A 25,968-nucleotide genomic window follows, 5' to 3' on the forward strand; every position below is an offset into this window, starting at 1 on the left:
CGCGCGGCGCACCTGGCGCGGGTGATGACACGAACGGCGGCGGGGCGGGTACGTACGTTTCCATGACACCTGAGCGACTTGACCCGGTGGTGCCCACGGCCACGTACCGGCTGCAGCTGCAGCCCGAGTTCCCCTTCGGAGCAGCCGCGGCCGTCGTGCCGTACCTGGCCTCGCTCAACGTCTCGCACCTGCATCTGTCCCCCGTTCTGGAGGCGGTGCCGGGCTCGACGCACGGCTACGACGTCGTCGACCACGCGCGCGTGCGTGAGGAGCTGGGCGGCGAGGAGGGGCTGCGGGCGCTGGCGCGCACCGCGCGCGAGCACGGGCTCGGCCTGGTGGTGGACATCGTCCCGAACCACATGGCCATGGCCCCGCGCCACAACCGCGCCCTGTGGGAGGTGCTGCGCGAGGGCCCGAAGTCGCCCTGCGCGCGGTGGTTCGACATCGACTGGGAGGCGCAGGACGGCCAGGTGCTGCTGCCGGTCCTCGGCGGGCCGCTGGGCGAGGTGCTCGACGAGCTGCGCGTCGACGGTGACGTGCTGCGCTACTACGACCACGTCCTCCCTCTGCGCGAGGGCACCGAGGACCTGCCGCTGCCGCATCTGCTGGACGCGCAGTGGTACCGCCCGGTGTGGTGGCGGCTGGCCCGGACCGAGCTCAACTACCGGCGGTTCTTCAGCATCTCGGAGCTCATCGGGGTACGGGTGGAGGACCCGGAGGTGTTCGAGGCCACCCACGACAAGATCCTCGAGCTGCTGCACGAGGGCGTGATCGACGGGCTGCGCATCGACCACCCCGACGGGCTCGCCGACCCCGACGGCTACCTCCGGCGGCTGCACGAGGCGACCGAGGGCCGATGGACGGTCGTGGAGAAGATCCTCGCCGACGGTGAGCACCTGCCGGCGTCCTGGCCCGTCGCCGGGACCACCGGCTACGACGCCCTGCGGCACGTGGACGGGGTCTTCACGGACCCGGCCGGGTTCGGGGACCTGCTGGGGCAGTACCGGCGCTTCGCGGCCCCCCAGACGGACCGGGGCGGGCAGTGGGAGGCGACCGTGCGGCGGGCGGCGTACAAGGTCCTCACCCACGAGCTGGCCACCGAGACCGACCGGCTGACCCGGGTGGCGAGCCGGCTGTGCGCCTCCGCACCGGAGCCGGCCCTGCGCGACCGCGCCCCCTGGGCGCTGCGCACGGCCCTCCAGGAGCTTCTCGTGCGCATGGAGGTCTACCGGCCCTACGAGTCGGCCGACGCGGCGTCCGTGGTCACCGAGGAGGCCGCCGCCGAGGCCCGGCACGCCTTCGCCGTGCCCGAGGAGGCCGGTGCGGTGGACGTCGTACGGGACCTGGTGCTGGGACGGTACGGCGACGGGCCCGCGCAGCTGGAGTTCCGGACGCGGTTCGGGCAGACCTCGTCGGCGCTGCGGGCCAAGTCCGTGGAGGACACGGCGTTCTACCGGTACGTGCCGCTGCTGTCGGCGACCGAGGTGGGCGGGAATCCGGGGGCTCCCGCGCTGTCGCCGGAGGAGTTCCACGCGTACTGCGCGCGCGTGCAGCGCGACTGGCCGGTGACCGGCACGGTCGCCAGCACGCACGACACCAAGCGCAGTGCGGACGTCCGGGCTGCGCTGCACGTGCTCACCGAGTGCCCGGACCGCTGGGCGGACGTGCTCGCCGAGGTGACCCGCACCGGGGAGGGGGTGCCGGACGCGCAACTGGCGTGGGCGGCCTGGCAGACGGTGTTCGGGCTGGGACCGGCCTCGGGGGTGCGGGAGCGGGTGCAGGGGGCGCTGCTGAAGCATGTGCGTGAGGCGGGCCTGTACACGAGCTGGACCGAGCAGGAGCCGCCCTACGAGGAGGCGGTGGAGCGGTTCGTGGCGGCCGGGCCGTGCGGGGCGCCGGGCGAGCGGGTCGCCGCGTTCCGGGAGTCGCTGGCGCCGCACATCCGGGCCAACGTGCTGGGCACGGCCCTGGTGCAGCTGACGATGCCGGGTGTCCCGGACGTCTACCAGGGCACCGAGGCCGAGTACCGGGCCCTGGTCGACCCGGACAACCGGCGGGCGGTGGACTTCCCGCCCGCGGAGTCCGGCGGCACGTCGGCGGAGAAGGCGGCGGTGACGCGGGCGGCACTGGGGCTACGGGCCCGGCGTCCCGGCGCCTTCGGCGACACGGCGACGTACGGGGCGTTGCCGGCCGAGGGACCGGCGGCGGCGCACTGCCTGGCGTTCGTCCGCTCCGGTGAGGTGCTGACGGCCGTGACCCGCCTTTCCCTGCGGCTCGCGGAGGCGGGCGGCTGGCAGGACACCCGGCTGCCGCTGCCGCCGGGCCGCTGGGCGGACGTACTGGAGCCGGGGCGCGAGTTCACCTGGCACGCGCGCGTGGAGGAGCTGTTCTCGGGGGTGCCGGTGGCGCTGCTGGAGAGGGTGGGCGACTGAGGGCGCGGCAGCCGGGCCGAGGCGGGTGCGGCCCCGGCGGGACAGGGCCGCACCCGCGGTGATCTCGGCGCCTGGGGGAATGCTTCCGGGCGCCCCCGGGAGCCTCCCCGGTCGCGCCCTTGACACCGCACCATGGCCATGGGGTACTGCGATTGCGAACTCGGGCGGATGTGACGGGGGTGAGTGTCCTGCCGGAGCTGCGCTACCCGACGGTGACCGAACAGCTTTCTGCTGCCCGGGCGTTGACCGCTCTGCGTCCCGGCGTGTGCATCCTGCGGCAGGTGGGTGCCTCACGCGCGGGCAGGCCCCTGCACCTGCTGTCCGTGGGCCGGGCCCGCCATGCCGTCCTGGTGGTCGCCGGCGCCCACGCCAACGAGCCGACCGGCTCCTGCACCCTGATCGCGCTCGCCCGTCGGGTGCTGGAGCAGCGTGAGCTGCGCGACAGCATCTCCTGGCACTTCCTGCTGTGCGCGGACCCCGACGGGGCGAGTCTGCATGTGACGCCGGCGCCGCGCAGCCTGTACGACTACCACCTCGGCTTCTTCCGGCCCGCGGGCCCGGAGCAGCCCGAGTGGGCGCCGTCCGTGCTGCCGCCGGACCGGCTGCCGCCCGAGACCCGGGCGCTGACGGGCGTCATCGACGAGCTGCGCCCCTATCTGCAGGTCACCCTGCACGGCACGGACCTGGGCGGCAGCTGGGTGCAGCTGACGAAGGACGTGCCCGGGCTGGCCGAGCCGTTCGCGAAGTCCGCGGCAGAGCTGCACATCCCGGTGGAGACCGGCGCCTCGGACGCCGCGGGCTGGCCCGCCTCCGGACCGGGCGTGCATGTGATGCCCGCGCCGGGGATCGGGCCGGCGTACCCGAGCCTGCCGGACGACGCGCGGCACAGCACCTGGTACCACGCCCACCGGTACGGCGGGCTGACCGCGGTGGTCGAGGTGCCGATGTGGGCGAGCGACCTGGTGGACGACCCGGCTCCGCATCCTGCTCCGGCGGCGGCGATCGGGCAGCTGGCCATCCGGTTGCAGCGTGACGCGCTGGAGGTGACGCGCGTGCTGGAGGGGGCGCTGCCGCGGCTGGCGGGTCTGGACGGGCCGTTGCTGCGGGCCGCCCGGTGGGGGCTGGAGCTGGTGCCGGGCCTGGCCTCCGACCTGATCCACACCCCGCCCGCCGACCTCACCCGAGCGTATGTGGGCAGCGTGGACGCGTTCGCGCGGCGCGTGCCGCTGCGGGCGGCGGCCATGCTGCTGCGGGTGCTGCGCGGGACCGACGAGGGTGCGGCGAAGCAGCTCGATGAGCTGGTCTCGACCTGGAGCGACGCCTTCGCCGAACGATTCCGCGCCCGCTGGGTGCCCTTGGAGCACCAGGTGGAGCACCAGTCCCGCACGGTGGTCGCGGCGGCGTTGCACGCGCGCGAGAGGGCGTCGTAGGGGCCCGTGCCGGGGGCGCCCCGGGCACCTGGCCCGTGCGGACGGCCCTTCGTCTCAGTCCCGCTGCATGGGCACCGGCTCACCCGAACCGGAGCACGCGCGCGCGTGCCGCCCGGCCAGCTCGAACGCGGCGAGCACCACCCGGGCCTGGTACTCCGCCTGGCGGGCCACCGGGATCCAGCGCGCCCCGCAGTTGTCGCGGTAGTCGGCGCACCACTCGTCGATCAGCCGGTCCAGCTCCGGCAGTGCCCCGGCCGGGTCGCGGCCGGCGGCCCGTACGAGCTGGTGCAGCAGTCCCGCCGTGCGCAGTGCGAGCCGTCGCCCGGAGATGCGCAGGGCGACCAGGTGGGCGGTGCTCAGGGGCGGGAGGGGGTGGGCCGGGCTGTCGCCGGTGTCGGGGTCCCAGGCGTCGGCGAGGCCGGGGCACACCAGGAGGTAGTCGTCGACCGGGGCGAGCAGGCGGGCGGCGTCGGGCACGGTGGCCAGGTGCGGCCGGATCCGGGCCAGCAGATGCCGCAGGAGGCCCGTGTCGTGGCGCAGGGTGCGGCTGACGGCCCGGAGCACGGCGTCCCGGTCCGCGGGCGGGGAGCCGTCCGCCACGGCCGTCACGCCCCACATGGGCGCCTCGACGACGGCGGTGACGGTCCCGTGCCGGTACGGATGGAACCACGTGGACTCGACGGCGGCCTCCGTGATCGCCGCGATCAGATCGGCCCGGCGCGGCGGCGGGATCCGGTAGACGGCGGGCCCGAGACCGGGCCAGTACAGGGCGTCGTACGCGCCGAGTTCGCGGGGGATGCCGAGCCGGGCGGCGATCTGGGCGAGGCGCCGGTCGAGGCCCGGCAGGTCGTGGGTGAGCTCGACGAAGCCGCCGCCGATGTCGACGCCGTGCAGGGAGCACTGGAGGAACGGGCGCAGTTCGTCCTGGAGGTCGAGCAGGGCGCGGGTCTCCGGCAGGGCGGCGCCGGCCGCGCCGTCGGGCAGCCATTCGGGCTGCTCCAGGAAGCCGGGCCGGAAGAAGTTCCGGACGTACCGGCCGAGTGTGTAGGGGCCGGGCAGCCAGCCCTCGTTGCGGCGCGAGCCGTCCGGGTCGAGGCACAGCAGCAGGTTCCAGGTGGCGTCGGGGCCCTCGGTGAGCTGCGGATCGGCCAGCGCGCGCTCGGCCAGGCGCAGCACGGTGGCGCCGCCCACCGGTTCGTTGGCGTGGGGGCCGGCCACGACCAGGGCCTGACGGCTGCCGTGGCCGACGGAGAGCAGCCACAGGGGGGTGCCCGCGCGGGAGGTGCCGACCCGGCGCAGCCGGGCGTCACGGGGATGGCGGGCGACGAGGGCGGCGGCCCGGGCGCCCAGTTCGTCGACGGTCGGGTAGCGCAGGAGGGGCGGCAGGGCACACCTCCCCAATGCGGTGCCGTCGGTTCACCAGGTGTAGATGGCGTAAGCACAGTGAGTCACGACTTCAAGGGAACGTCAACACCGTGGACCGCAATGGCATTTCAGCCACGCACCGGGGACCGCTCTGCGGCAATCCCCAGGCCAGGGCTGAGGCATGGCTCCGTTTCCGGTCAGCCCGCCGACAGCCGGAACGCCATCCGGCCGAAGCCCACCTGGTCGCCCTCGCGGACGACGGCCGCGCCGACGACCCGCCTCCCGTTCACCGTCGTGCCGTTGGTGGAGCCGAGGTCCCGCAGGACCCACATGCCGCCCTGGTGACGCAGTTCGGCGTGCACACGGGAGACCGTCTCGTGGTTGAGGCGCAGTCCGCTGGCGGGGTCGCGGCCTATGCGCAGCGGATGGCCGAGCGACGGGTGGGGCAGCTGCAGCTTGGGCAGCCGCTCGGCCTGCCAGGCCCTGCGCAGCCGTACGGAGAATCCGGAGACGGCCTCGACGGTGCCGAACACCAGGCGCGAGAACCGGCTCTCCGTGCGCAGGTCGGCGGTGAGCACGGCGAGTTCGTCCGGGCGGCGGGCGGCGAGCGCCAGCTCCATGCGGCGGACGAATGTGTCGTGGGACAGGCGGCCCATGGCGACGCCGTCACGGAGCACCTTCAGCACCCGGTCGCGCTCCGCGTCGGAGAGCCGCGCGGGGAACGTGTTGAACTCGAAGGACGACGTCACGCTGGTGATTGTCGGGCAGCGCGGCCGGGCTGTCCAGAAAACGGGAAATCGGCCGCCCCGCGCCCGTACCCGGCGACACCCGCCGCAAAAGGGTGGATGCACCAGCGGATTGATCTCGTTTGACGCACCATGGACGGGCTACATCACGGTGAGCAGACGAAGGGGAACCGTCCGTGCAGTTCGAGGTGTGGGCACCACAGGCCGGCCGTGTGACGCTCCAGTGCGACGACGTCACACGTGAATTGGAGCGCGATCCCGAACGGGCGGGGTGGTGGCGGGGCGAGGCCGAGGCGCGCGACGGGTCCCGGTACGGCTTCGCGCTGGACGACGGGCCCGTGCTGCCCGATCCGCGCTCGCGGCGGCAGCCGGACGGCCCGGACGGGCTGAGCGCGGTCGTCGATCACGAACGGTACACGTGGCGCGCGCAGTGGCGGGGGCGGCCGCTCCCCGGCGCGGTGCTGTACGAGCTGCACGTGGGGACCTACACGCGCGAGGGCACCCTGGACGCGGCCGCCGAGCGGCTCGGCCATCTCGCCGAACTGGGCGTCACACATGTGCAGCTGATGCCGCTGTGCCCCTTCCCGGGCACGCACGGCTGGGGCTACGAGGGTGTCTCGCTGTGGGCGGTGCACGAGCCGTACGGCGGGCCCGAGGCTCTGAAGCGCTTCGTCGACCGGGCCCACGGGCTCGGCCTGGGCGTGGTGCTCGACGTGGTGCACAACCACTTCGGGCCGTCGGGCAACTACCTGCCCGTCTTCGGCCCGTACCTCACGGACACCCACCACACCCCCTGGGGCGCCGCGGTCAACCTGGACGCGCCGGGCTCGGACGAGGTGCGCGCGTTCCTGATCGGCAGCGCCCTGGCGTGGCTGCGCGACTACCGGATCGACGGGCTGCGCCTGGACGCGGTGCACGCCCTGGTGGACACGCGCGCGTGCCACTTCCTGGAGGAACTGTCGACGGCCGTGGACGCCCTGGCCGCCGAGACGGACCTGCCGCTGTTCCTGGTCGCCGAGTCGGACCTGAACGACCCACGGCTCATCACCTCCCGCGCCGAGGGCGGCCTCGGGCTGCACGCGCAGTGGAACGACGACTTCCACCACGCCTTGCACACCACGCTGACCGGGGAGTCGCAGGGCTACTACGCCGACTTCGCGCGCGCCCCGCTCGGCGGGATCGCCAAGACCCTCACCGGCGGCTACTTCCACGACGGGTCGTACTCCAGCTTCCGGGAGCGGCACCACGGGCGCCCGCTGGACCGTACGCGCGTGGCCGGGCACCGCCTGCTCGGCTACGGCCAGACCCACGACCAGGTCGGCAACCGCGCCCAGGGGGACCGGCTTTCGGCCCTGGTGTCCCCCGGTCTGCTGGCGTGCGCGGCGACGCTGATCCTGACGGCGCCCTTCACGCCGATGCTCTTCATGGGCGAGGAGTGGGCGGCGGGCACGCCCTGGCAGTTCTTCACCGACCACACCGACCCGGAGCTCGCGGACGCCGTACGGCGGGGCAGGCGGCGGGAGTTCGCCGCGCACGGCTGGAAGGAGGAGGACGTGCCCGACCCGCAGGACCCGGCGACCAGGGACCGCTCCTGCCTCGACTGGTCCGAGCCGGAACGCGAGCCCCACGCGCGCGTGCTGGCCTGGTACCGGCAGCTCCTCGCCCTGCGCCACGAGCAGCCGGACCTGACCGACCCCGATCTCGCCGACACCAAGGTCGCCTTCGACGAGGAGCACCGCTGGATCGCCTTCCGGCGCGGGGACGTCCTCGTGGGGGTGAACCTGGCCTCCGAGCCGGCCGCGCTGCCGCTCGGCGTGCCCCACGCGCGCGTGCTGGCCGCGTGGGATCCGGTGGAGAAGCCCGGGGCGGACGGGGTGGTGCGGCTGCCCGGGGAGTCGGCCGTGGTGCTCGCCGAGGACTGAGCGCGGGGAGGGGCCGGCTGAGCTTCGCGTCCTGCGCTCGATCACGGGCGTGAGGGCCGCCGGTCTCTCGCTGCGGGCGCCGCCCACCGCGGTGCGGACGGCGATGTGGCGCCGCCCGGCCCGTTACGGGGTGTCGTCCGCGGCCCCCAGGTCCGTCACCCGTTCCAGCAGGATCGGCTCCCAGGCGCGGCGCAGCCGGGTGCGCAGCAAGGTGGCGTTCTTGCCGGCGAGGTCCTCGGCGAGGTGGACGACGGTGTCGCAGCGGGCGAGCCACAGGCCGCGCAGGCAGGGGCGGGCGCCGTAGCCGGCGAGGGTGGCGGCGCGTACGGCGGCGGGTGAGCCGACGGCGAGCGCGAGGCCCGCGATGTCCTCGGCCGGGTCGCCGACGACCGCGCCGGCCCAGCCGAGAACGCCGCGTACCCGGCCGTCGGCGCTGACCACGAGATGGCCGCCCGTGAGGGCGTGGTGGGTGAGGACCGCCGAGCCGGGCTGGGCGGCGAGCTGGGAGGCGGCGGGCGGGGTGAGCTGGTGCAGGCGTGCGGGGTCGAACTCGTCGGCTCCGGCGAGGCGTTCGGCTGCGCGTACGGCGGCCCGGCGCAGTGCCTCCAGGGAGCGCGGCGCGGTGCGCGGCACGCCGAGGGTCTCGGCCTGCCGGACCGGCACCTCGCGCAGGCCCGTGAGGAGCGCGGCGAGGTCGGCCTCGCCGACGGCGGACACGTCGTGCTCCTCCCCCGAGCCGCCGGGCACCTTGGTGTCCAGCGTGTAGCCCAGTCCGGGGGCCCACTCGCCGTGCGCCACGCTGGCCGGCACCGCCACCGGGACGTGCGGGCGGACGAGGTCGCGCAGGCGCAGTTCGCGGCGCTGACGCAGGGTGGCCTCGCGGTCGGGGGCGAGGCGCAGTACGTGGCGGGTGCCGACCCACCAGGTGACGGGTTCGGCGCCCGGGGTGGCGGGCCGGACGTCGGGGCCGGGGCCGCTCCCGCCCTGCCGGGTCTCCTTGCCGCCCCTGCCGTCCTTGGCGTTCTTGGCGTTCTTGCCTTCCTTGGCGTTCTTGCCTTCCTTGGCGTCCTTGAGGAGGGACAGGACCAGCCGGCGGACGGTGTCCGCGGTGGGTGTGGGTGCCTGGGTCATGGTCGCGCCGTTGCCGTTCGGGAGGCGAGCTGGGGACATCGGGGGCCTCACTCCACTATGACCAGCTCGCGCGTGGTGGTGTTCAGGCGCCGCCCGCCGTCCTCGGTGACGGTCACGATGTCCTCGATGCGGACCCCGAACCGGCCGGGCAGGTAGATGCCGGGTTCCACGGAGAAGCACATGCCGGGCACGAGGGGCCGTTCCTCGCCCTCGATCATGTAGGGCGGCTCGTGGGTGGTGACGCCGATGCCGTGGCCGGTGCGGTGGATGAAGTACTCGCCGTATCCGGCGTCGGCGATGACCTCACGGGCGGCCCGGTCCACGTCCTGGCAGGCGGCCCCGGGCCGCACCGCGCGGAAGCCGGCCTCCTGGGCCTCGCGCACGATTGCGTGCACGCGGCGCTCCTCCTCGGTGGGTTCGCCGACGTGGACGGTGCGGGAGGTGTCGGAGCCGTAGCCGTCCCGCAGGCCGCCGAAGTCGAGGACGATCATGTCGCCGCGGGCGATGACGCGGTCGCCCGCCTCGTGGTGCGGGTCGGCGCCGTTCGGGCCCGAGGCGACGATGGTGAAGTCGACCTGCTCGTGGCCGTGCCGGCGCAGCAGCCGGTCGAGGTCCGCGGCCACCTCGGATTCCCGGCGGCCGGCGAAGGGGACGTCGCGGATCTCCTCGAACGTCGCGTCGGCGGCGGCGCCCGCGGCCGCCATGAGGTCCAGCTCGGCCGCGTCCTTGACGGCGCGCAGCATCGGCAGGGCCTCGGTCAGCGAGGCGTAGGAGCTGCCGGGCAGGGCCTGCTGGAGGGCCAGCAGGTGCAGGGCCCAGGCGTTGTCGCTGATGCCGAACCGGCCCGAGGCGTCGAGGAGCGCGGCGGTGGCGGCGTAGGGGTCCTTGCCGTCGGTCCAGTCGCGCAGGGTCAGGGCGGCCGCGCCGGGCGCCCGGTGCGCGTCCGGGGCCTCCAGGGCGGGGACGACGAGGACGGGGTCCTGCCCGGCGGCGAGGATCAACAGCGTGAGCCGCTCGGTGACCGCCGGGGGCGCGTAGCCGGTGAGCCACACCAGGTCCGGCCCCGGGGCCACCAGCAGGCCCGCGAGACCGGCCTCGGCGGCCGTCCGCGCGGCGCGCTCCATGCGGGCCCGGTAGTCGTCGGCGGTGAAGGACGCGGCCGTGCTTCCGGTCATCCGGGCCTCCCAGGACGGGCGAAGGGGCTACGGGCAGCATCCTGCCCGGCCGGAGAGGGCGGCGCGAGCCGTCTGCGGGCATTCGCCTCAGGCGGCGACAGCCGGTACGAGGGTCAGCTGCTCGTAACCGCCGCTGCGGTGGCGGACCGTCAGCCTGACCTCGGAGCCGGGGCGGGCGCGGGCGACGGCCCGGACCAGGTCGGCCGCCGTGTCGATCCGGGTCGCGCCGAAGGCGAGGAGGACATCGCCGCGCACCAGACCGGCGGCCTGGGCCGGCCCGGGGACGTGCAGCCCCACGACCACAGCCCCCGGCTTCCGGGCGTCCATGACCTGCACGCCGAGCGTCGCGGCGGCGGGCACGGAGGGGGCGGCGACGGGCGCGGGGCCGGGGCGCGACGGCGCATGCCATCCCCGCGGGTCCAAACGCCCGCCCTTGCCGAGCACCGAGGTACCCATCGCCCCGAGGCCGATCCCGGACAGCACCAGGACCACGCCGGTGAACCCGGCGAGCAGCACGTTGAGGAGACGCCTCCCGCGTCGCCGGGCGGCGTGCGGGCGGGGCCGTGTGGGGCCGGGCCCCGTCGCCGGCGCGGCCCCGTCGGGCTCCTGCCCCGGCATCGGCTTGGGTCGCAGCGCGGTCTGTTCCATGGCTCGCCTCCGGATGGTGCCGATCGCCTCCGGCGGATCCCGGAACGATCACGGCAAGTGCTCTACCCGGCACATCGGCGGCCGACGAGCCACGAACGAGTGAGACTGACCGGGGCCCGGCGCGGTCAGAGGCCGGCCGGTGCGGCCCTCCCCATGGCCTCCGTGCGCCCCGCCGTGGTCGAACCCTGTGGGCGGCCGTCCCGGCGCAGCTTCACCTCGACGGAGGTGAGCGGGTACTCGCTGCCCGCCGTAGCCACACATCAGGGTCGGCGGGAGCCGCGGGTGCAGGCGCACCCCCGCCGGGCGCAGAGCGATCTCGGTCTCGCGCAGGACGTCGCCGAAGGCGGGAGGCAGACGGGCGGGACGTGCAGCGGCGCGACGTACGGTGGCGCGACGTACGGCGATGCCGGTCAAGGTGGACCCCCCGTGTGGTGCGTTGTCTGTTCCCCTCTCTCAGGAAGACCCCGGCGCACCACCGGGGGTTCCGTCATGTCCCGTTCCGAGTTGATCTGGAGGGAAAGCGCCGGCTCAGCGCAGGGCGGGTACGGGCACGGTCGGCGGCCGGTCCGGGAGGAAGCCGTGGGCACGCCGGGACAGCCACTCGTCCTTGTAGCGGTCCACCTCGCGATGCCAGTTGAGGATCCCCGCCATCCAGTTCCGCAGGTCCGTCACATACGTCCCCATGGCCGCGCGCACTTCCTCCGTGAGCTGGAAGTCGTCGTACAGGATGGGCAGTTCGTGCTCGACGACGTGCTCGAACTGGCGCATGCGCTGGCTCATCAGGTCGTGCACGATGCCGAGCCCGGTCGGGTAGTCGCAGCCGAAGAAGGTCTGCACGACGAGGATCGCGTTGTGGATCTCGCCCTCGAACTCGATCTCCTTCTGGTACGAGAAGACGTCGTTGAGGAGGCACGCGAAGTCCATCGCGGCGTTCTCCAGGGAGCGGACCGGGCCGCTGCGGTAGACCTCGGGCGGGACGGCCGGGCCGTGTCCCATCCGGCACAGGCTCAGGGTGAGGTCGGAGCCGAAGGTCGCCCGGCGCATCTCCAGGTAGTCGACCGGGTCGGGCACACGGTTCTGGAGCTGGTTCGACAGCTCCCACACCCAGCTCTCGGTCATGACGTTGATCGCGTCCTTGAGCGTGCGCCGCGCCCCGGGCGGCATCTCCGCGGTGGTGCGCACCCACAGGTCGGCCAGGGCGCGCTCCATGGCGTTGGCCGGGAGCAGCGGCTCCGCGCCGTCGATCGGCATGCAGTCGGACAGGCGGGCCGTGGTCAGCCGGGCGGCGGCGAGGTCGCGGCGGTGGCCGTAGACCAGGGGGTAGTAGTCGTCGCCGTAGGTGCCCCAGGCGAGCCACTGCGCGCTGAGGTCGAGGGCCTCGGGCGTGGCGTCCGGGTCGAGGCCGGCCGAGCAGAGCGCGAGGTCGTAGGCCCGGAGCTTGTCCTCGTCCCAGACGCCCTCGGCGAGGATGCCCATGCGCTCCACCCAGTCGCGCAGCTGCCGGCGGGAGTTGTCGAGGTGCGGGCTGAGCTCCAGCGGGAACGGCATGCGGATGTCGGGGATCCGCGCCGGCCCGGCCTTCTGGTACGGCACGTGCGTGTAGGAGCGGAGGCGCTCGGCTCCGGCCGTCGCGAGCAGGGCGCGGACGTCGGCGGCCGAGGTGCCGAAGCCGGTGCATCCCGGCCACGGGCTGCCGCCGCGCACCGCGTTCTCGTTCATGTAGCGGCTGGAGCGCAGATGCCACTCGTGGCCGCCGGACTGCCAGTCCTGCAGCCCCTTCGTGTACGCCGCCACGGCCGCGACCTCGTCCGGCCTGAGCCCGTTCTCCAGGGCCACCGCGGGCACTTCGGTGAACGCCGTGTGCTCGAACTGGTGGAGGCGGGAGGTGAGGACGTCGTTGACGGTGTCGGCGGCCTCCTGGGTGGTGCAGCCGAAGAAGGTCTCCAGCACCAGGACACCGTTGCTGAGTTCGCCCTCGTCCTCGACCTCGCGCTGGTAGGAGAACAGGTCGTTGCGCAGGTGCACGGCGTCGGAGAACGTCTCCATCAGCACCCTCAGCGGCCTGGACTCGGCGACGGAGGCGGGCACTTCGGCGGTCGCGTACTCCACGAGCCCCGCCGACCAGGGGGCACCGCCGACCTTGCGGCGCATCTCGATGTACTCGACGGGGTTGGCGATCCGCCCCTCGTCGATGTTGGACAGCTCCCACATCGACTCGTTGAGGAGGTGCTCGGTGGCCACGGCGAAGCGGCGGCGCCACTCCTGGGACATCTTCGGTACCGTGCGCGTCCACAGGTCGGCGAGGCCCGCCTCGACCGGGTTGCGCGGCTCGGGTACGGGAGCCGACAGGTCCAGCGGCATGAACAGGGGCAGCCGGTCCAGGTGGGCCTTGCCGGCGGCGCGGTCCTGGGTGCGCTTGTACAACTCCAGGAAGTGGTCGTCGAAGAAGAAGACCCACACGTACCAGTCGGTGATGAGGGAGAGGGCGGGGCCGTCGCAGTCGGGGTGGGTGTAGGCGCAGAGCAGGCCGTAGTCGTGGGCGTCGAGGTCGGCCTGGTCCCAGACGCCGGATCCCTCCAGCATGCCCATCTCGCGTGCCCACTCGGTCGAATGGGCGCGGGCCTCGTCGAGGTGGGGGTTCAGCCGCGCGGGGTGCGGCATGTAGAAGTGCGGGAGTTCGAACGGCTGCGTCATGGCCGGGCCCTACCCGGCGCCCCGCGGTGGCATCCACCAGGCCGGACATGATCACACCATCGCGTGAATCAGGGGCGAATGCGGGAGTTCCGCCCGGCCCTTGTGGCGTTCCTCCCTCAACCAGGAGCCGCCACCCACCCCTTACCGGGCGTCCCGTACCTGGATCAGCGCGTGCGTGCCACTGGTGCGCCAGCGCTGGTCCTCGGCCGCGACCAAGGCGGCCTCGGTCGGTGCGTCGAGGCCGGTGATCACGTCGGACTTCAGGGTGCGCAGGGCGGCGACCGGGCCGGGGAAGTAGGCGGTGACGTCCGCGAACGGCGTGGTCGGGGCCCACAGCCGGTCGCCCACCAGGCGGCGGTAGTTGAGGTCGCCCTTGACGATCGTGAGCGTGGCCGAGGCGAACTCGGCGCGCAGGTCGCCGGGCATCTCCTCGTACGGCAGTGGCGCGCTGGAGAAAGGGTGGGCCCGCAGGGTGAAGCGCCCGTCGGCCAGGGCGGACCACAGGGTTTGCCCGTACGCGGCGGCCGCTCCCCCGGCGCCGGTCAGCCGGCGCAGGGCGTCGACGACATCGGCGGTGGTGGCGTCGGAGACGTAGTAGGGGTACGGCTTGACGTGCAGGACCGCCCGTCCGATGCGGCCGCTCTCCAGGAGGTGGGCGATGAGGAGGAGATCGGGGACGAGTTCGCGGCCCGCGTTGTCGGCGACCAGGCACAGCGTGCCGGCCCCCGGGGACGTGGTGTCGAGCAGGGACCAGAGCCGGTCGCTGTCGTCGGCCACGAGGCCGGGTGCGGCGTCGGCGTCGCGCGCGCCTTCGGCGGAGAGGCGGAAGCCGAGGTCGGCGCGGTTGCCCCACAGGGAGCCGTGCAGCAGGGCCTGTGCCTGTTCGGCGGCGGGGCGGCCGGCGAGGTCGTCGAGCGCGGCGAGTTCCTCGTCGGTCTCGGGGGAGTCGAGTTCGGCGAGCTTGAAGGGGCGGAAGGGGTCGATGCCCTGCCAGGGACCGGGGCCGAACCAGCCGACGGCCTGGAGCAGCCGGCGGTAGAACCAGCTCTCGGACCAGAGCCACGGCACGTCGAACCAGGAGCTGCCGGTGTACTCGCGCAGCCCCCAGGTGTCCCAGTGGTCACGGTCGGGCGCGTCGGCGGGGAGGGGTTCGATCTCGCCCTTGGTGCAGTTGGCGAGCAGTTCGTCGAGGGCGCGGTGCTGCCCTGGTTCGTACGGGAAGGCCTCGCGGACCTGCCGGATGATCGCGGGGTGCCGCTCGGCCAGCACACTGTGGGGGAAGGAGCCCGGCTGGTTGCCGAGGAGCAGGGGTGCGGAGGGGGTGTCGGGCATGGGCCTCACCGTAACGCGCGTGCCCTTCGTACGGGTCGTACGGGCCGTACGGGCCGGCCCGCCGGCGCCCTGGTCACACCGGTGCGATCTCCCGCTCCAGACGCGCCGCCAGGCTCAGATAGCGGGCCCGGCGGGTCACCGGGACCAGGCCTCGGATGAGTATGTTCCACATCTCGGCCGTCCGGCGGGGCTGGCGCGCGACCGGCTCGCGGGAACGGCCCACGACGCGGGTTCCGACGAAGAAGCAGACCAACGAGTGGGCCACGACGTCGATATCGATGTCCGGGTGGACGTCGGACTCCTTGACCGCGGCGACGAGCCGGGCCGTGACGATGTCCAGCCACTCGGTGAACGGGTGGCTCAGGGGCGGCCGGGGCCGGATCCCGCCCGTGGCGAGCCGCAGCCCGGCCCGCAGCACCGGGTCCTCCACGGACATGCGGGTGATGCCGAACGTGAGGCGCATCAGCGCCTCGAGGGAGGTGTGGCCGCGGTTGTCGGTCTCCGTCGCCAGTCGGCGGGCGGTGTGCGACTGGAGTTCGAGGATCGCGTGGGCGAGATCCTCCTTCGCCGCGAAGTGGAAGTACAGGGCGCCCTTGGTGACATGGGCGTGCTCCACGATGTCGCTGAGACTGGTCGATTCGTAGCCGCGGCGGTCGAACAGGTCAGCGGCGGCCGTGATGATCGTCGAGCGGGTCTGCTCGGCTCGCAACTGCCTCGCCATCGGCTGAACTCTCCCGGGACGGAAATGAACGGGTCATGCCGTTTGTTTTTACCCCGCGTACACGATAACTCACCCTGAGACGGCGCTCATCACACCAGTGTGCCGGAGTGCGGGTGCACATCCGGCAAAACAAGCGCAACCGGTGAAAGAAAACAGCGCGTTCGGTATCTAACCGTGAGGGATGTGGGGGCAGACGTAAAGGCGGGCCGGCCGGTGCCCCATCCGCACCGGCCGGCCCGCCCGCTTGTGGCCTGCCTCGTTCAGAGTTCCCGAAGGACGATCAGAAGGTCAGCTTCCAGCCGTTGAGGGTGCCCGTGTCCAGGGCCGCGGTGTCCTGGACGCGCAGCTTCCAGGTGCCGTTGGCGCTCTCGCCGGACGCGTTCACCGTGTAGGTGGTGTTCACGTTGTCGGCGGAGTCCGAGGCGGCGGACTTCAGGCGGTACGTCGAACCGTCCGGCGCGACCAGGTCGATGACGAGGTCGCCGCGGTAGGTGTGGGTGATGTCGACGCCGACCTGGAGGGCCGAGGGGGCGTTGCCGCTGCGGCCGGTGACGCTGATCGGCGACTCGATGGCGGCGCCGTTGTCCGGGATGGCGACGGCGGTGGTGCTGGAGAACGTCGTGCCGGTGGACGTACCGCCCTTGACGGCCTGGACCGTCTTGGCGGCGTCCGCGAGGCCGGCGCCGCAGCCGCCGGAGCAGGTGCCCGGCAGGGCACGGGCGTTGGCCTTGATGGCCGACTCGATCTGCGCCGGGGTGAGGGCGGAGTTGGCCGACTTCATCAGAGCGGCGAGGCCCGCGACGTGCGGGGTGGCCATGCTGGTGCCCTGGTAGTAGTCGTAGTTCTCGCTCGACGGCGTCTTGGTGCCCGAGTTCAGCGTGGACAGGATGCCGTTGGCCTTGGAGGTCCTGGTCTCGCCGCCGGGGGCGGCGATGTCGACGAGCGAGCCGTAGTTGGAGTAGGAGGCACGGCTGCCCGCGCGGTTGGTCGCGGCGACCGTGATCACGTTGTTGCAGTTCGCCGGGGAGGCGTTGGAGACGTTCTGGTTCTCGTTGCCGGCCGCGACGACGACCGCGGTGCCGCGGTTCACGGCGCCGTTGATGGCGCTCTGCGTCGCGGTGGAGCAGGCGCCGCCTCCGCCGAGGCTCATGTTGATGACCTTGGCGACGTTGCTGTTGGCGGGGACACCGGAGACGGTGCCGCCGGACGCCCAGGTGATGGCGTCGATGATGTCGGAGTCGTAGCCGCCGCACTTGCCCAGGACGCGGACCGGGGAGATCTTCGCGCCGTAGGCGACACCGGCGACACCCTTGCCGTTGTTGGTGGCGGCGGCGATGGTGCCGGCCACGTGGGTGCCGTGCCAGGAGGAGCTGGACGCGGGGATGCCCTGGCCGCACTCGTTGTCGTTGTACCAGTCGCCCGGGTCGGCCGGGTTGCTGTCACGGCCGTTGCCGTCGACGGAGACGGCGGTGTCGGAGATGAAGTCGTAGCCGCCGACGATGTTCGCGGCCAGGTCGGAGTGCGTGACGTAGCCGGTGTCGATGACGGCGACGGTGACGCCGCTGCCGGTGGTGGTGTCCCAGGCGGCGGGGACGTTCATGCCCGCGGTGGACTCGAACAGGTCCCACTGCTTGCCGTACTCGGTGTCGTTCGGGGTGACGGCCGTCGGCTTGTTCAGACGGTCCGGGACGACGTAGGCGACCTGCGGGTCGGCCTTGTACTGCGCGACGACGTCGGCGACGGAGGCACGGGTGGGGTGGGTGCCCAGCTCGACGAGGGCGGCGCCGGTGCCGAGGCGGCGCTGGAAGTCGATGTCCTCGCCGGTCTTCTCGGCCTTCGCCGCGGCGTCGGCCGCGGCGGCCTTGTCGGACGTCGCCTCGCCCGCGCCGGACTTGTAGCCGACGATGAGGCGCTCGGCCTGGATGCCGGGAGCGGCTTCGGTCTGAGCGGCCGGGACGGGCGCGGACTCCTGGGCGACGGCGACCGAGGCGGGGGCTGCGGTCAGCAGGGCGGCGGAGACGACGGCGACGGATATCAGCTTCCGTCTGAGCTCTGGGGAGGTACGCACGGTCGTTGCCTTTCGTTGCCGGACTCCGGGCTGGTCGGAGCGGCGGTGGACTCGCTTCGTCTTCGAAGCGCAGGGGGGTGGTTCGAAAAGCGAAGAGCGACGCGATGGCCGGCCAGGCGTGTGGCGGAAGCGGACCCGTTCGGGGTTACCTGTGGGTCAGCAGTGCTCGAACGATAGGCAAAGGGAAGGTCATCGGGATACGGGGGAAACCCTCGATCCACCTGCCACCCCACCCTCTACGGAGGGCAGTTGGGCGCCCAATGGCCCCTTTTCGAACAGGTCGTGGCGTGATGAACGCGCCGGGCCGGTTTCCCGTACTGCATGACCGAACGTCGCCACCCCGGCCGAGGAGACGCAGACGGATGCCTCGTACACCCGCACACCGCACCGCACTCGCGGCCGCCCTCGTGACCCCGCTGCTGCTGCCGTGGTGGGTGGCGGGCCAGGCCCGGGCGCACGGTGCGCCGACGGACCCGGTGAGCCGGGTGGTGGCCTGCTCCCCGGAGGGTGGTGACCGGGCGGGCACGGCGGCGTGCCGTGCGGCCGTCGCCGCGAACGGCGCGCCCTTCACGGCGTGGGACAACCTGCGGGTGGCGAACGTGAACGGCCGGGACCGGCAGGTCATCCCGGACGGGAAGCTGTGCAGCGGGGGCCTGCCCGCCTACCGGGGCCTCGATCTCGCCCGGGCCGACTGGCCGTCGACCCGGATGACGCCCGGCGCGACCCTGACGATGCGGTACGTCTCGACGATCCCGCACACCGGCACGTTCCGGATGTATCTGACGAAGCCCGGCTACGACCCGGCCGGGCCGCTGTCCTGGTCCGACCTGCCCGAGAAGCCCTTCGCGGAGGTGACGGACCCGGCCCTGACGGACGGCGCGTACCGCGTCGAGGCCACTCTGCCGTCCGACCGGACCGGGCGGCATGTCCTGTACACGGTCTGGCAGAACAGCAGCACGCCGGACACCTACTACTCGTGCTCGGACGTGGTGTTCCCGGAGACGGAGAGGGAGCCGCGCAAGACGGAGCAGCGGGAGGAGCAGAAGAAGGAGCGGACGGAGGGAGAGGAGCCGGAGGAGAAGAAGGCCGAGCGGAAGACGGAGCCGGAGAAGGAGGGGCCGGCAGCGAGCACCGCCGCGCACTCCCCCGGCCCGCAGCCACAGGGCGACCACACGCCGCTGGCCACCACCTCGGACCCGGCCTCCGGCCCGTCCGCGCCCATGCTGGCGGGCGGCGCCGCGGCGGTGCTGTTGCTCACCGGCGGCGCCACCCTGGCCGTACGGCTACGGCGGCGCTGACTACCGCTGTCCGACGTCTAGTTGACGTTGACGGCGACGCCGCCCTTGGTCACCGGGGCGTACTTGGCGGTGAAGAAGGCGTTGGCGAAGCACAGCGACGAGCCGGACACCTTGGTGAACTGCTGGTTGGTGAAGGCGATGCTGTTGTCGGCGTTGCTCGCCGTGCCGGTCAGGCCGGGGGCCTGGTAGACGCAGGTGATGGTGCCGAGCAGGGTGCGCAGCTTGACCGTGGACTGGACGGTGGAACCCGCGGCCGGGGCCACGGAGACGGTGCCGTCGGAGGACACGCTCGTGGTGTAGGGCAGGTTGTCGACGGTGATGCCGCTGACGCCGAGCACCCCGACGACGTTGGTGGTGCAGCCGCTGGTGTCGAAGCTGTGCGAGGTCAGGGACTCGGTGGCGGTGCCGGGGGCGGCCGGGTTGTCGGTGACGGTGGCGGCGAACGCCGACTTGGTGCAGGAGATGCCGCTGGTGCCGGTCGCGCTGGAGTAGAAGGTGGCGGCGGTACCGCTCGCCAGGGACGCGTCGAGGACGTCGCCGACCGCGACGGCCGCGCCGTCGGCGGTGGTCAGGACGGGGGTGTCGGCCGCGGAGGCGGGGGCGGCGAGGCCCAGGGTGGCGACGGCGGCGGTGAGGGCGAGGAGGGTGCGCGTACGCATACGGGTGTACCTCTTTCGATAGCGGAGGGTGAGGGGTGGGGGGCGCCGGGTGTCCGCCGGTGCCGGCGCGTCACGCCTTCTCCGTACGTGACGGGCCGGCAACGGCAGGCCGGTCACCGGCCGGAGGCTCACACGGGAAGGGGCTTCCGGCCGGGCCGGGCGGGGGGTGGCTGGTGGCACGGCTTCAGGGAAAGCCGCCATGCCGTGGCGGGGGACTCGGGCGACAGAAAGCCCGTGCGGACGCACCGGGCGACGAGATGCCCGTTCGGGGACGAGCGGGTCCGGGACACGCGGACGTTGCCGCGCGGCGGATCCGGCGCCACGGATCCGGTGGGACGAGGAGAGTTGTAGACCTGCGCCTGAGTCAACGTCAAGCCTTTGAAAGGGAGTTGTGGCTGCGCTGAGCCCATCGGGACATCGGCGGCTCACCTGCGGCGCACAATCGACACTCTTTGTTCACACTTCCCTTGACCCTTCATGTAACCCCCGGTAACTTCCTCGACGGCTACTGCGGCGTAACGAGAAAGCCCTTGCAACCGCCGGGAGTTGCGGGAGACGTGCGTACGCGGTCGATGTCCGCGCCAGGGCAACGTGCCACCGAAGTCCGATCCGCACCGACATGCACCTGGAGCAGACATGACCTCCTCCGCCGAGCACACCCCCGAAAGACCCGACGGCACCGCCGCCCCGGACGTCCTCGACGCTCCCGCACGACGCGGGCGGGTCCGGGCGCGCCGCGCCGCGGTGATGGCGGTACCGGCCACCGCGGTCGCCGCCGGCCTCGCGATCCTCACCGCCCAGGGGGCACTGGGCGTGCAGTTCGCCATCTCCGGCATGCCGTTCACGGTCACCGCGACCGAGCTGAACGGCACCGGCTTCGCGCAGTTCGGCGGCCTGGACGAGATGGCCGAGGGCAGCCCCAACGCGGGTGACACCGGCGGTCAGGTGCTGGTCGTCACCTCCGTGATCAAGAACGCGACGCTCACCAAGCTCTGCCAGAGCGTGGACCTGGGCGGCACGAACCTGATCATCCGGGCGGGCGAAGGCGCGCAGAAGGTCACCGCCAGCGATCTGACGACCGACTCCACCGAGCTGTCCGGCGACGCCGCGTTCAACAACATCGAGATCGGCAACGACGCCAGCACGCTCAACAAGGCCGGGCCGCAGGGCCGGGGGCCGAAGGGTGTGTTCAGCCAGCAGTCCGACACCGTGCACATCGCCAAACTCCGGCAGACCAACTACGCCACGACAGCGGGTGTGTTCAAGCTTCCGGGGCTGAAGCTGGGCTTCAGCGGATCGGGTTGCTGATGCCGCGCGGTCCGCGCGAGGGAGTCCGGCCCGCCTTCAGGCAGTGGCGGGCCGGCCGTCCGTTCTGGGGCGGGCTGCTGCTCACCCTGGGCGGGGCGGAGGTCCTGCTCACCCTGAAGGCGTCGCTGGACGTCATCCTGCACGTCGGCATGCAGGGCCTGGCCGGCTACCTGCTCCCGGTCGTGATGCTGCTGTGCGGCGTGCTGATCCTGTTCAACCCCGCGCAGCGCCTGTTCTACTCGGTCATCGGTGTCCTGGTCTCCCTGGGCACCTGGCTGACCTCCAACCTGGGCGGCTTCTTCATCGGCCTGCTCCTGGGCGTGATCGGCAGCTGCCTCGCCTTCGGCTGGCTCCCGGACCAGGAACCCCGCGTCGGCCGCAGACAGCGCCGCAAGGAGGTCCGGGCGGCGAAGGCCTTGTCCCCGGCGCCGGTGCGGCAGCCCTAGGCGGGCTGCCCGCGGCGAACCGCGTTGCGGCCCGGTCGCACCGGGCGGTGCGCCACCTCGCCCAGGAGGCCGGGATACGCCAGTTCCTCGACATCGGCACCGGCATCGCCACCTCCCCCCACCTGCACGAGATCGCCCAGGAGGCGGCGCCCGGGGCGCGGGCCGTCTACGTCGACACCGACCCGCTCGTCCTCACCCTCACCCAGGGGCTGCTGTCGGGCACGCCCGAGGGGAGGACGGCGTACGCGGAGGCGGACATGCGCGACCCGGCGGCCGTCCTCGACGCCCCCGGGTTCCGGGAGACCCTCGACCTGTCGGAGCCGGTCGCGCTGACGGTGATCGCGATCGTGCACTTCATGCTCGACGAGCACGACGCCGTCGGCATCGTCCGGCGGCTCCTCCGACCGCTGCCCTCCGGCAGCTGTCTGGCGATGCCGGTCGGCACCGCCGAGTTCGCCCCGGACGAGGTCGGCCGGGTCGCCCTCGAGTACGCGGCCCGTGGTATGCCGTTGCGGCTGCGGACCCACGCGGAGGCGGCGGAGTTCTTCGAGGGTCTCGACCTGGTGGAACCCGGCATCGTGCAGGTCCACGTGGCGGCCGAACCGCACGGACGGTACGGAAAGCGGAGGTGGGGGCATCCGCGACGAGGACATCGCGATGTACAGGGCGGTGGCGCGCAAGCCGTAACCGGAATCCCACTGTTCGGCCCGTCGGACAGATCATCACGATGCGGCAGCATCAACTCACGGCATGTGGCCGCTCACTTGACGACCGGTGGTCACACACGGTTGGCTCCGGGCCAGCGAGAGTCATCCGGTCGGTGCACACCCTGCGGCCCCGCCTGCGCTCTCACCCTGCTCTTGCTCGGCCGCACAGCGAGGTCCGCCCCTCATGAACACTCCTCCCCCGCCGCACACCTCCGTGAGACGCACCCGTGTCGCGGCCCTGGCGTCCGCCCTGTGTCTGCTGGTGTCCGGCTGCTCCGTGTTCGGCGCGGCCGACGACGGGCCGGACGCGGCGGGCGGACCGGGCGGCGGGATGAAGGTCACCCTGGTGACGCACGGCGGCAAGGGCGACGCCTTCTGGGACCTGGTGCGCAAGGGCGCCGAGGCGGCGGCCGCCAAGGACGGCGTCGACCTGACGTACGTCGGCGACGCGGACCCGGCCGCGCAGGCCGATCTGGTGCGGGACGCGGTCCGCGACAAGGCCGACGGCATCGCGGTGACCCTGGCCAAGCCGGCGGCGATGCGCGGCCCGGTCGCCCAGGCCAAGGCGGCCGGCATACCCGTCGTCGGGCTCAACTCCGGCATCGACGCCTGGCGGCCGACCGGGCTCCTGGAGTACTTCGGCCAGGACGAGTCCGTGGCGGGCCGGGCGGTCGGCGACAAACTGGACGCCCTCAGGGCCGAGCACGCCCTGTGCGTGGTGCACGAGCGGGGCAACGTCGCACTGGAGGCCCGCTGCGCCGGTGTGCGCAAGACCTTCCGCGGCGACACCGACAACCTGTACGTGGACGGCACCGACCCGGACGCGGTGACCGCCACGATCGCCTCCCGGCTGCGGCAGGACTCGAGCATCGACGAGGTCGTCACCAACGGCGCCCAGTTCGCGCTGAGCGCGGTCAAGGCCGTGCGGCAGTCCGGCAGCCGGGCGAAGGTCGCCACCTTCGACCTCAACAAGGACCTGGTCAGGGCGGTCCAGGACGGCGAGGTGCAGTTCGCCGTGGACCAGCAGCCGTATCTGCAGGGCTACCTCGCGGTGGACGCCCTGTGGCTGTACCGGACCAACGGCAACGTCAGCGGCGGCGGGACGGCCCCGGTGCTCACCGGCCCCGCCTTCGTGACCAGGTCGAACGTGTCCGCCGTCGCGCGGTTCGCGGCCGCCGGGACCCGGTGACGGGCGCTTTCTGTGACGGTGTCGCCAAAGATTCGGTCAGGCCCGGTCCGCAGGTCCACTTGTACGGATAACATCCTGCGCATCCCATGTGCCGTACCCGGGACGGCACCACCCCCGCGCCCGCCCTTCACACCCCCCGACCGTTCCGCCTTCCCGTTCCTCACCTCCCGCTGATCGCCCTAGGACGACGATGTCTCGACGGACAGGTGCCCGGCGCCGTCTCGGTTCCATACGCCTCTCCCTGGTGCTCCTGGCCCTCGTGCCCAGCGTCACCCTCGCCGCCATGTGGGGCGTGACGACGATCCAGATGTTCTCGGAGGGCCTGAGGCTGCGCGACCAGACGGAGCTCAGCCGGTCGACCGGCGCCATGGGCACCGACGCGACGCTCGCGCTGCAGCGGGAGCGCAGTCTGTCCGCCGCCTGGCTGGCCTCCCCGAAGGGCTCCCGGGCCGCCCTCGACACGCAGCGCGAGGAGACCGACGAGGCGGTGGCCAAGCTGGTCGGGCAGGCCGACGCGATCGAGAGGGCGCCCTCCCGGATATCCGACCGGCTGTACTCGGTGCTGGGCTCGGTGGGCAGCCTGGAGTACTACCGGGACCAGGTGGACAACCCGACCGACATCACCCCGCAGCAGGCGCTGGACCAGTACTCCTCGATCATCGACGACCAGATCCACGCCTTCCAGGAGCTCTCCCAGGTCGACGACGGCGACCTCACCTCGCAGGCCGGCCCGCTGGTCGGTCTCGAGCACGCGGCGGAACTGGTCTCCCGGGAGGACGCGCAGCTGACCCTGGCCTGGCCGACCGGGCATCTGGACGACAAGACGTGGACGCAGTTCACGGAGCTGGTGAACACCCGGCGCTGGCTGGTCAAGGACCAGGTCGTGCCGCAGCTGACGGGCGACGCCAAGGCCCAGACCGAGCGGATCCTGGCGAGCCGGGAGTGGCAGACGCTGCAGTCCGTCGAGGACCGGGTGCTGGCCTCGCGCAACGCCGGCGACACCGCCGACCGGATCGCCCTGCCGGACACGCAGAAGCAGTGGTCCGCCGCCATGGACAAGCTGTCCGATCAGTACGCGGGCCTCATCCAGCAGCAGACGGCGGGGCTGTTGGAGCGCAGCGCCGACAAGGCGGACGCACTGCTGCTCAAGGCGGCGCTGCTGAGCGCCGGCGGGCTGCTCGCGCTGTTGCTGTGCGTCGGCATGTCGATGCGCATCACCCGCTCGCTGTCCCGGCGGCTGCGCGGACTGCGCCGGGCCGCCGTCAGCCTCGCGCAGGAGCGGCTGCCCGATGTGGTGGCGCGGCTGGAGCGGGGCGAGACGGTCGACCCGGAGTCGGCGACGACCGAGCTGGATTACGGCCACGACGAACTCGGCCAGGTGGCCCGGGCGTTCAACACCGCCCAGCGCACGGCCGTGCACACCGCGGTCGAACTCGCCGACACCCGGCGGGGGTTCCAGAAGATCATCCTGGGCATCGCACGGCAGAGCCAGAACCTGGTGAACCTCCAGCTGAGCAAGCTCGACACGCTGGAGCGCGAGCACACCGACCCGGACATCCTCAAGGGCCTGTACGAACTGGACTCCACGGCCAGCCAGTTGCGCCGCTACGAGGAGAACCTCGTCATCGTCAGCGGCGAACGGCCCGGCCGCAGCTGGACCGAGCCGGTCGCGCTGATGGACATCCTGCGCAGCGCGGTCGGTGAGGTCGCCGAGTACCAGCGGGTGGAGGTGCTCACCGAGGAGGAGGTGTACGTCGCGCCGCCCGCGGTGGCCGACGTCATCCATCTGCTGGCCGAGCTCATCGACAACGCGACCGCGTATTCCCCCGCCCCGAGCCCCGTCACGGTACGGGCCGGGATGGTGGCCAAGGGCCTGGCGGTCGAGGTCGAGGACCGCGGCCTCGGCATGTCGGAGGAGGACTACACGTCCTTCAACGAACAGCTGGCGGTGCCCCCGCAGTTCGACGTGGTGGCGCTCGCCGACGACCTGCGCCTCGGCATGTTCGTGATCGCCCAGCTGGCCCACCGGCACGGCATCGCCGTCACCCTGCGCTCGTCGCCGTACGGCGGGACCACGGCGATTGTGCTCGTCCCGCACGAGATCGTGGTGCGGGAGATCCCGGGCAGCGCGGCGCCGCAGGCGCGGGCAGCCGAGGACGGAGCCGGCGTCGACGGCCTCGCGGCCCCGGCCGGCCCGCGAGGCGCGGCCGGGGGCGCGAAGGACGGCGACGCCCCGAAGGACGGGCTGGTTGCGGTGGACGGACGGGGTGCGATGGACGACGAGCCCGGTGAGGCGCCTCAGCGCGCCGAGGCCTCGCGGGGAGCCGAACACGCCGCCGGGTCCGCCCGCGAGGCCCGGCCCCTCGTCGCGGCCCGCACCGCCTCCGCCGTCCCGTCCGCCGGCCGCGAGGTCATCCCCCGCCGGGACGGCCTCGCCCCGCTTCCCCGCAGGGTGCCGCAGACCAGCCTGGTGGAGGAGTTGCGCGAGGAGTCCGCGCCCGCCGGCGACGACGGCTCCCTCGACGACTTCACCGCGGAAGCCGCCGCGTCCTCCCTGGCCGGCTTCCAGCGCGGCACGCTCCGGGCCCGTGACGACGATGCCGAGCCGCCCCACGACGAGGAGGCGGCCGCGGTACCCCGGCAGGCCGCCGCCGATCCCGTCACCTCGACTCCGCCCGCCGACCGCTGACGAAGGAC

Annotated in this window: 18 protein-coding genes and 1 pseudogene; 9 read left to right on the forward strand and 10 right to left on the reverse strand. The window is 73.0% G+C overall.

The genetic code is table 11. The annotated features are described in order from the left end of the window. Positions 1-62 precede the first annotated feature (62 nt). Both treY and G3I77_RS19035 read left to right on the forward strand, forming a co-directional pair. Complete coding sequence (treY, locus tag G3I77_RS19030; protein WP_248505313.1) at positions 63-2,432, forward strand: malto-oligosyltrehalose synthase; 2,370 nt, start codon at positions 63-65, stop codon at positions 2,430-2,432. 179 nt (positions 2,433-2,611) lie between these two features. Beyond that, positions 2,612-3,862, forward strand: a complete 1,251-nt coding sequence (locus G3I77_RS19035) for a M14 family zinc carboxypeptidase (protein ID WP_248505315.1) — start codon at positions 2,612-2,614, stop codon at positions 3,860-3,862. A gap of 54 nt (positions 3,863-3,916) precedes the next feature. Here the strand turns inward: G3I77_RS19035 and G3I77_RS19040 are convergent, their stop codons facing one another. Together G3I77_RS19040 and G3I77_RS19045 are read right to left on the reverse strand one after the other, a co-directional pair. Beyond that, positions 3,917-5,263, reverse strand: a complete 1,347-nt coding sequence (locus G3I77_RS19040; protein ID WP_248505317.1) for a M14 family zinc carboxypeptidase — start codon at positions 5,261-5,263, stop codon at positions 3,917-3,919. A 161-nt stretch (positions 5,264-5,424) separates the two neighbouring features. Continuing rightward, positions 5,425-5,976, reverse strand: coding sequence for a DUF1707 and FHA domain-containing protein (locus tag G3I77_RS19045; RefSeq protein WP_248505319.1), 552 nt, complete (start codon positions 5,974-5,976; stop codon positions 5,425-5,427). Positions 5,977-6,149: 173 nt separating this feature from the next. Here G3I77_RS19045 and treZ point away from each other — a divergent pair, with 173 nt between their 5' ends. Then, the gene (gene treZ, locus G3I77_RS19050) at positions 6,150-7,895 is read left to right on the forward strand and encodes a malto-oligosyltrehalose trehalohydrolase (RefSeq protein WP_248505321.1); all 1,746 of its coding nucleotides are present in this window, start codon (positions 6,150-6,152) and stop codon (positions 7,893-7,895) included. Between the two features lie 123 nt (positions 7,896-8,018). On the opposite strand, the gene G3I77_RS19055 is transcribed toward treZ, so the two are convergent. From G3I77_RS19055 to G3I77_RS19085, 7 genes are all read right to left on the reverse strand, one after another. Beyond that, entirely contained in the window at positions 8,019-9,026 is a 1,008-nt protein-coding gene (locus G3I77_RS19055; protein ID WP_248505605.1) for an aminoglycoside phosphotransferase family protein, read from the reverse strand. Positions 9,027-9,073: 47 nt separating this feature from the next. After that, on the reverse strand, positions 9,074-10,201 hold the full coding sequence (locus G3I77_RS19060) for an aminopeptidase P family protein (protein ID WP_248505323.1): 1,128 nt from the start codon (positions 10,199-10,201) through the stop codon (positions 9,074-9,076). 87 nt (positions 10,202-10,288) lie between these two features. Further along, a complete protein-coding gene (locus tag G3I77_RS19065) occupies positions 10,289-10,849 on the reverse strand; it encodes a PDZ domain-containing protein (protein WP_248505325.1) in 561 nt (186 codons plus the stop codon). Positions 10,850-11,377: 528 nt separating this feature from the next. After that, positions 11,378-13,543 (reverse strand): germacradienol/geosmin synthase Cyc2, encoded by a 2,166-nt coding sequence (cyc2, locus tag G3I77_RS19070; protein ID WP_248505326.1) that lies wholly within the window; start codon positions 13,541-13,543, stop codon positions 11,378-11,380. Between the two features lie 141 nt (positions 13,544-13,684). Further along, the gene (locus G3I77_RS19075) at positions 13,685-14,875 is read right to left on the reverse strand and encodes a damage-control phosphatase ARMT1 family protein (protein WP_248505328.1); all 1,191 of its coding nucleotides are present in this window, start codon (positions 14,873-14,875) and stop codon (positions 13,685-13,687) included. A gap of 73 nt (positions 14,876-14,948) precedes the next feature. Beyond that, complete coding sequence (locus G3I77_RS19080; protein WP_248505330.1) at positions 14,949-15,596, reverse strand: ScbR family autoregulator-binding transcription factor; 648 nt, start codon at positions 15,594-15,596, stop codon at positions 14,949-14,951. A gap of 280 nt (positions 15,597-15,876) precedes the next feature. Then, positions 15,877-17,664 carry a S8 family serine peptidase gene (locus G3I77_RS19085; protein ID WP_248505332.1) on the reverse strand — a complete coding sequence of 596 codons (1,788 nt, stop codon included), beginning with the start codon at positions 17,662-17,664 and terminating at the stop codon, positions 15,877-15,879. A gap of 362 nt (positions 17,665-18,026) precedes the next feature. Between G3I77_RS19085 and G3I77_RS19090 the strand changes: the two genes are divergently transcribed. Next, positions 18,027-18,962, forward strand: coding sequence for a lytic polysaccharide monooxygenase (locus G3I77_RS19090; protein WP_248505334.1), 936 nt, complete (start codon positions 18,027-18,029; stop codon positions 18,960-18,962). 17 nt (positions 18,963-18,979) lie between these two features. Here the strand turns inward: G3I77_RS19090 and G3I77_RS19095 are convergent, their stop codons facing one another. Further along, on the reverse strand, positions 18,980-19,621 hold the full coding sequence (locus G3I77_RS19095) for a Tat pathway signal sequence domain protein (RefSeq protein WP_248505336.1): 642 nt from the start codon (positions 19,619-19,621) through the stop codon (positions 18,980-18,982). A gap of 636 nt (positions 19,622-20,257) precedes the next feature. Between G3I77_RS19095 and G3I77_RS19100 the strand changes: the two genes are divergently transcribed. The 5 genes and pseudogenes from G3I77_RS19100 (at position 20,258) to G3I77_RS19120 (ending at position 25,960) form a co-directional block, all read left to right on the forward strand. Next, on the forward strand, positions 20,258-20,929 hold the full coding sequence (locus G3I77_RS19100; RefSeq protein WP_248505339.1) for a DUF6230 family protein: 672 nt from the start codon (positions 20,258-20,260) through the stop codon (positions 20,927-20,929). After that, positions 20,929-21,375, forward strand: a complete 447-nt coding sequence (locus G3I77_RS19105) for a DUF6114 domain-containing protein (RefSeq protein ID WP_248505341.1) — start codon at positions 20,929-20,931, stop codon at positions 21,373-21,375. Before G3I77_RS19100 ends, G3I77_RS19105 begins: the two co-directional genes overlap by 1 nt. A gap of 38 nt (positions 21,376-21,413) precedes the next feature. After that, positions 21,414-22,062 (forward strand): annotated as a pseudogene (locus G3I77_RS19110) (SAM-dependent methyltransferase); the annotation flags it as partial. 204 nt (positions 22,063-22,266) lie between these two features. After that, positions 22,267-23,271, forward strand: a complete 1,005-nt coding sequence (locus G3I77_RS19115; RefSeq protein ID WP_248505343.1) for a substrate-binding domain-containing protein — start codon at positions 22,267-22,269, stop codon at positions 23,269-23,271. Positions 23,272-23,461: 190 nt separating this feature from the next. Further along, positions 23,462-25,960, forward strand: coding sequence for an ATP-binding protein (locus G3I77_RS19120; RefSeq protein WP_248505345.1), 2,499 nt, complete (start codon positions 23,462-23,464; stop codon positions 25,958-25,960). Positions 25,961-25,968: the final 8 nt, after the last annotated feature.

It is taken from the genome of Streptomyces sp. D2-8 (assembly GCF_023184515.1).
Classification (GTDB): Bacteria; Actinomycetota; Actinomycetes; order Streptomycetales; family Streptomycetaceae; genus Streptomyces.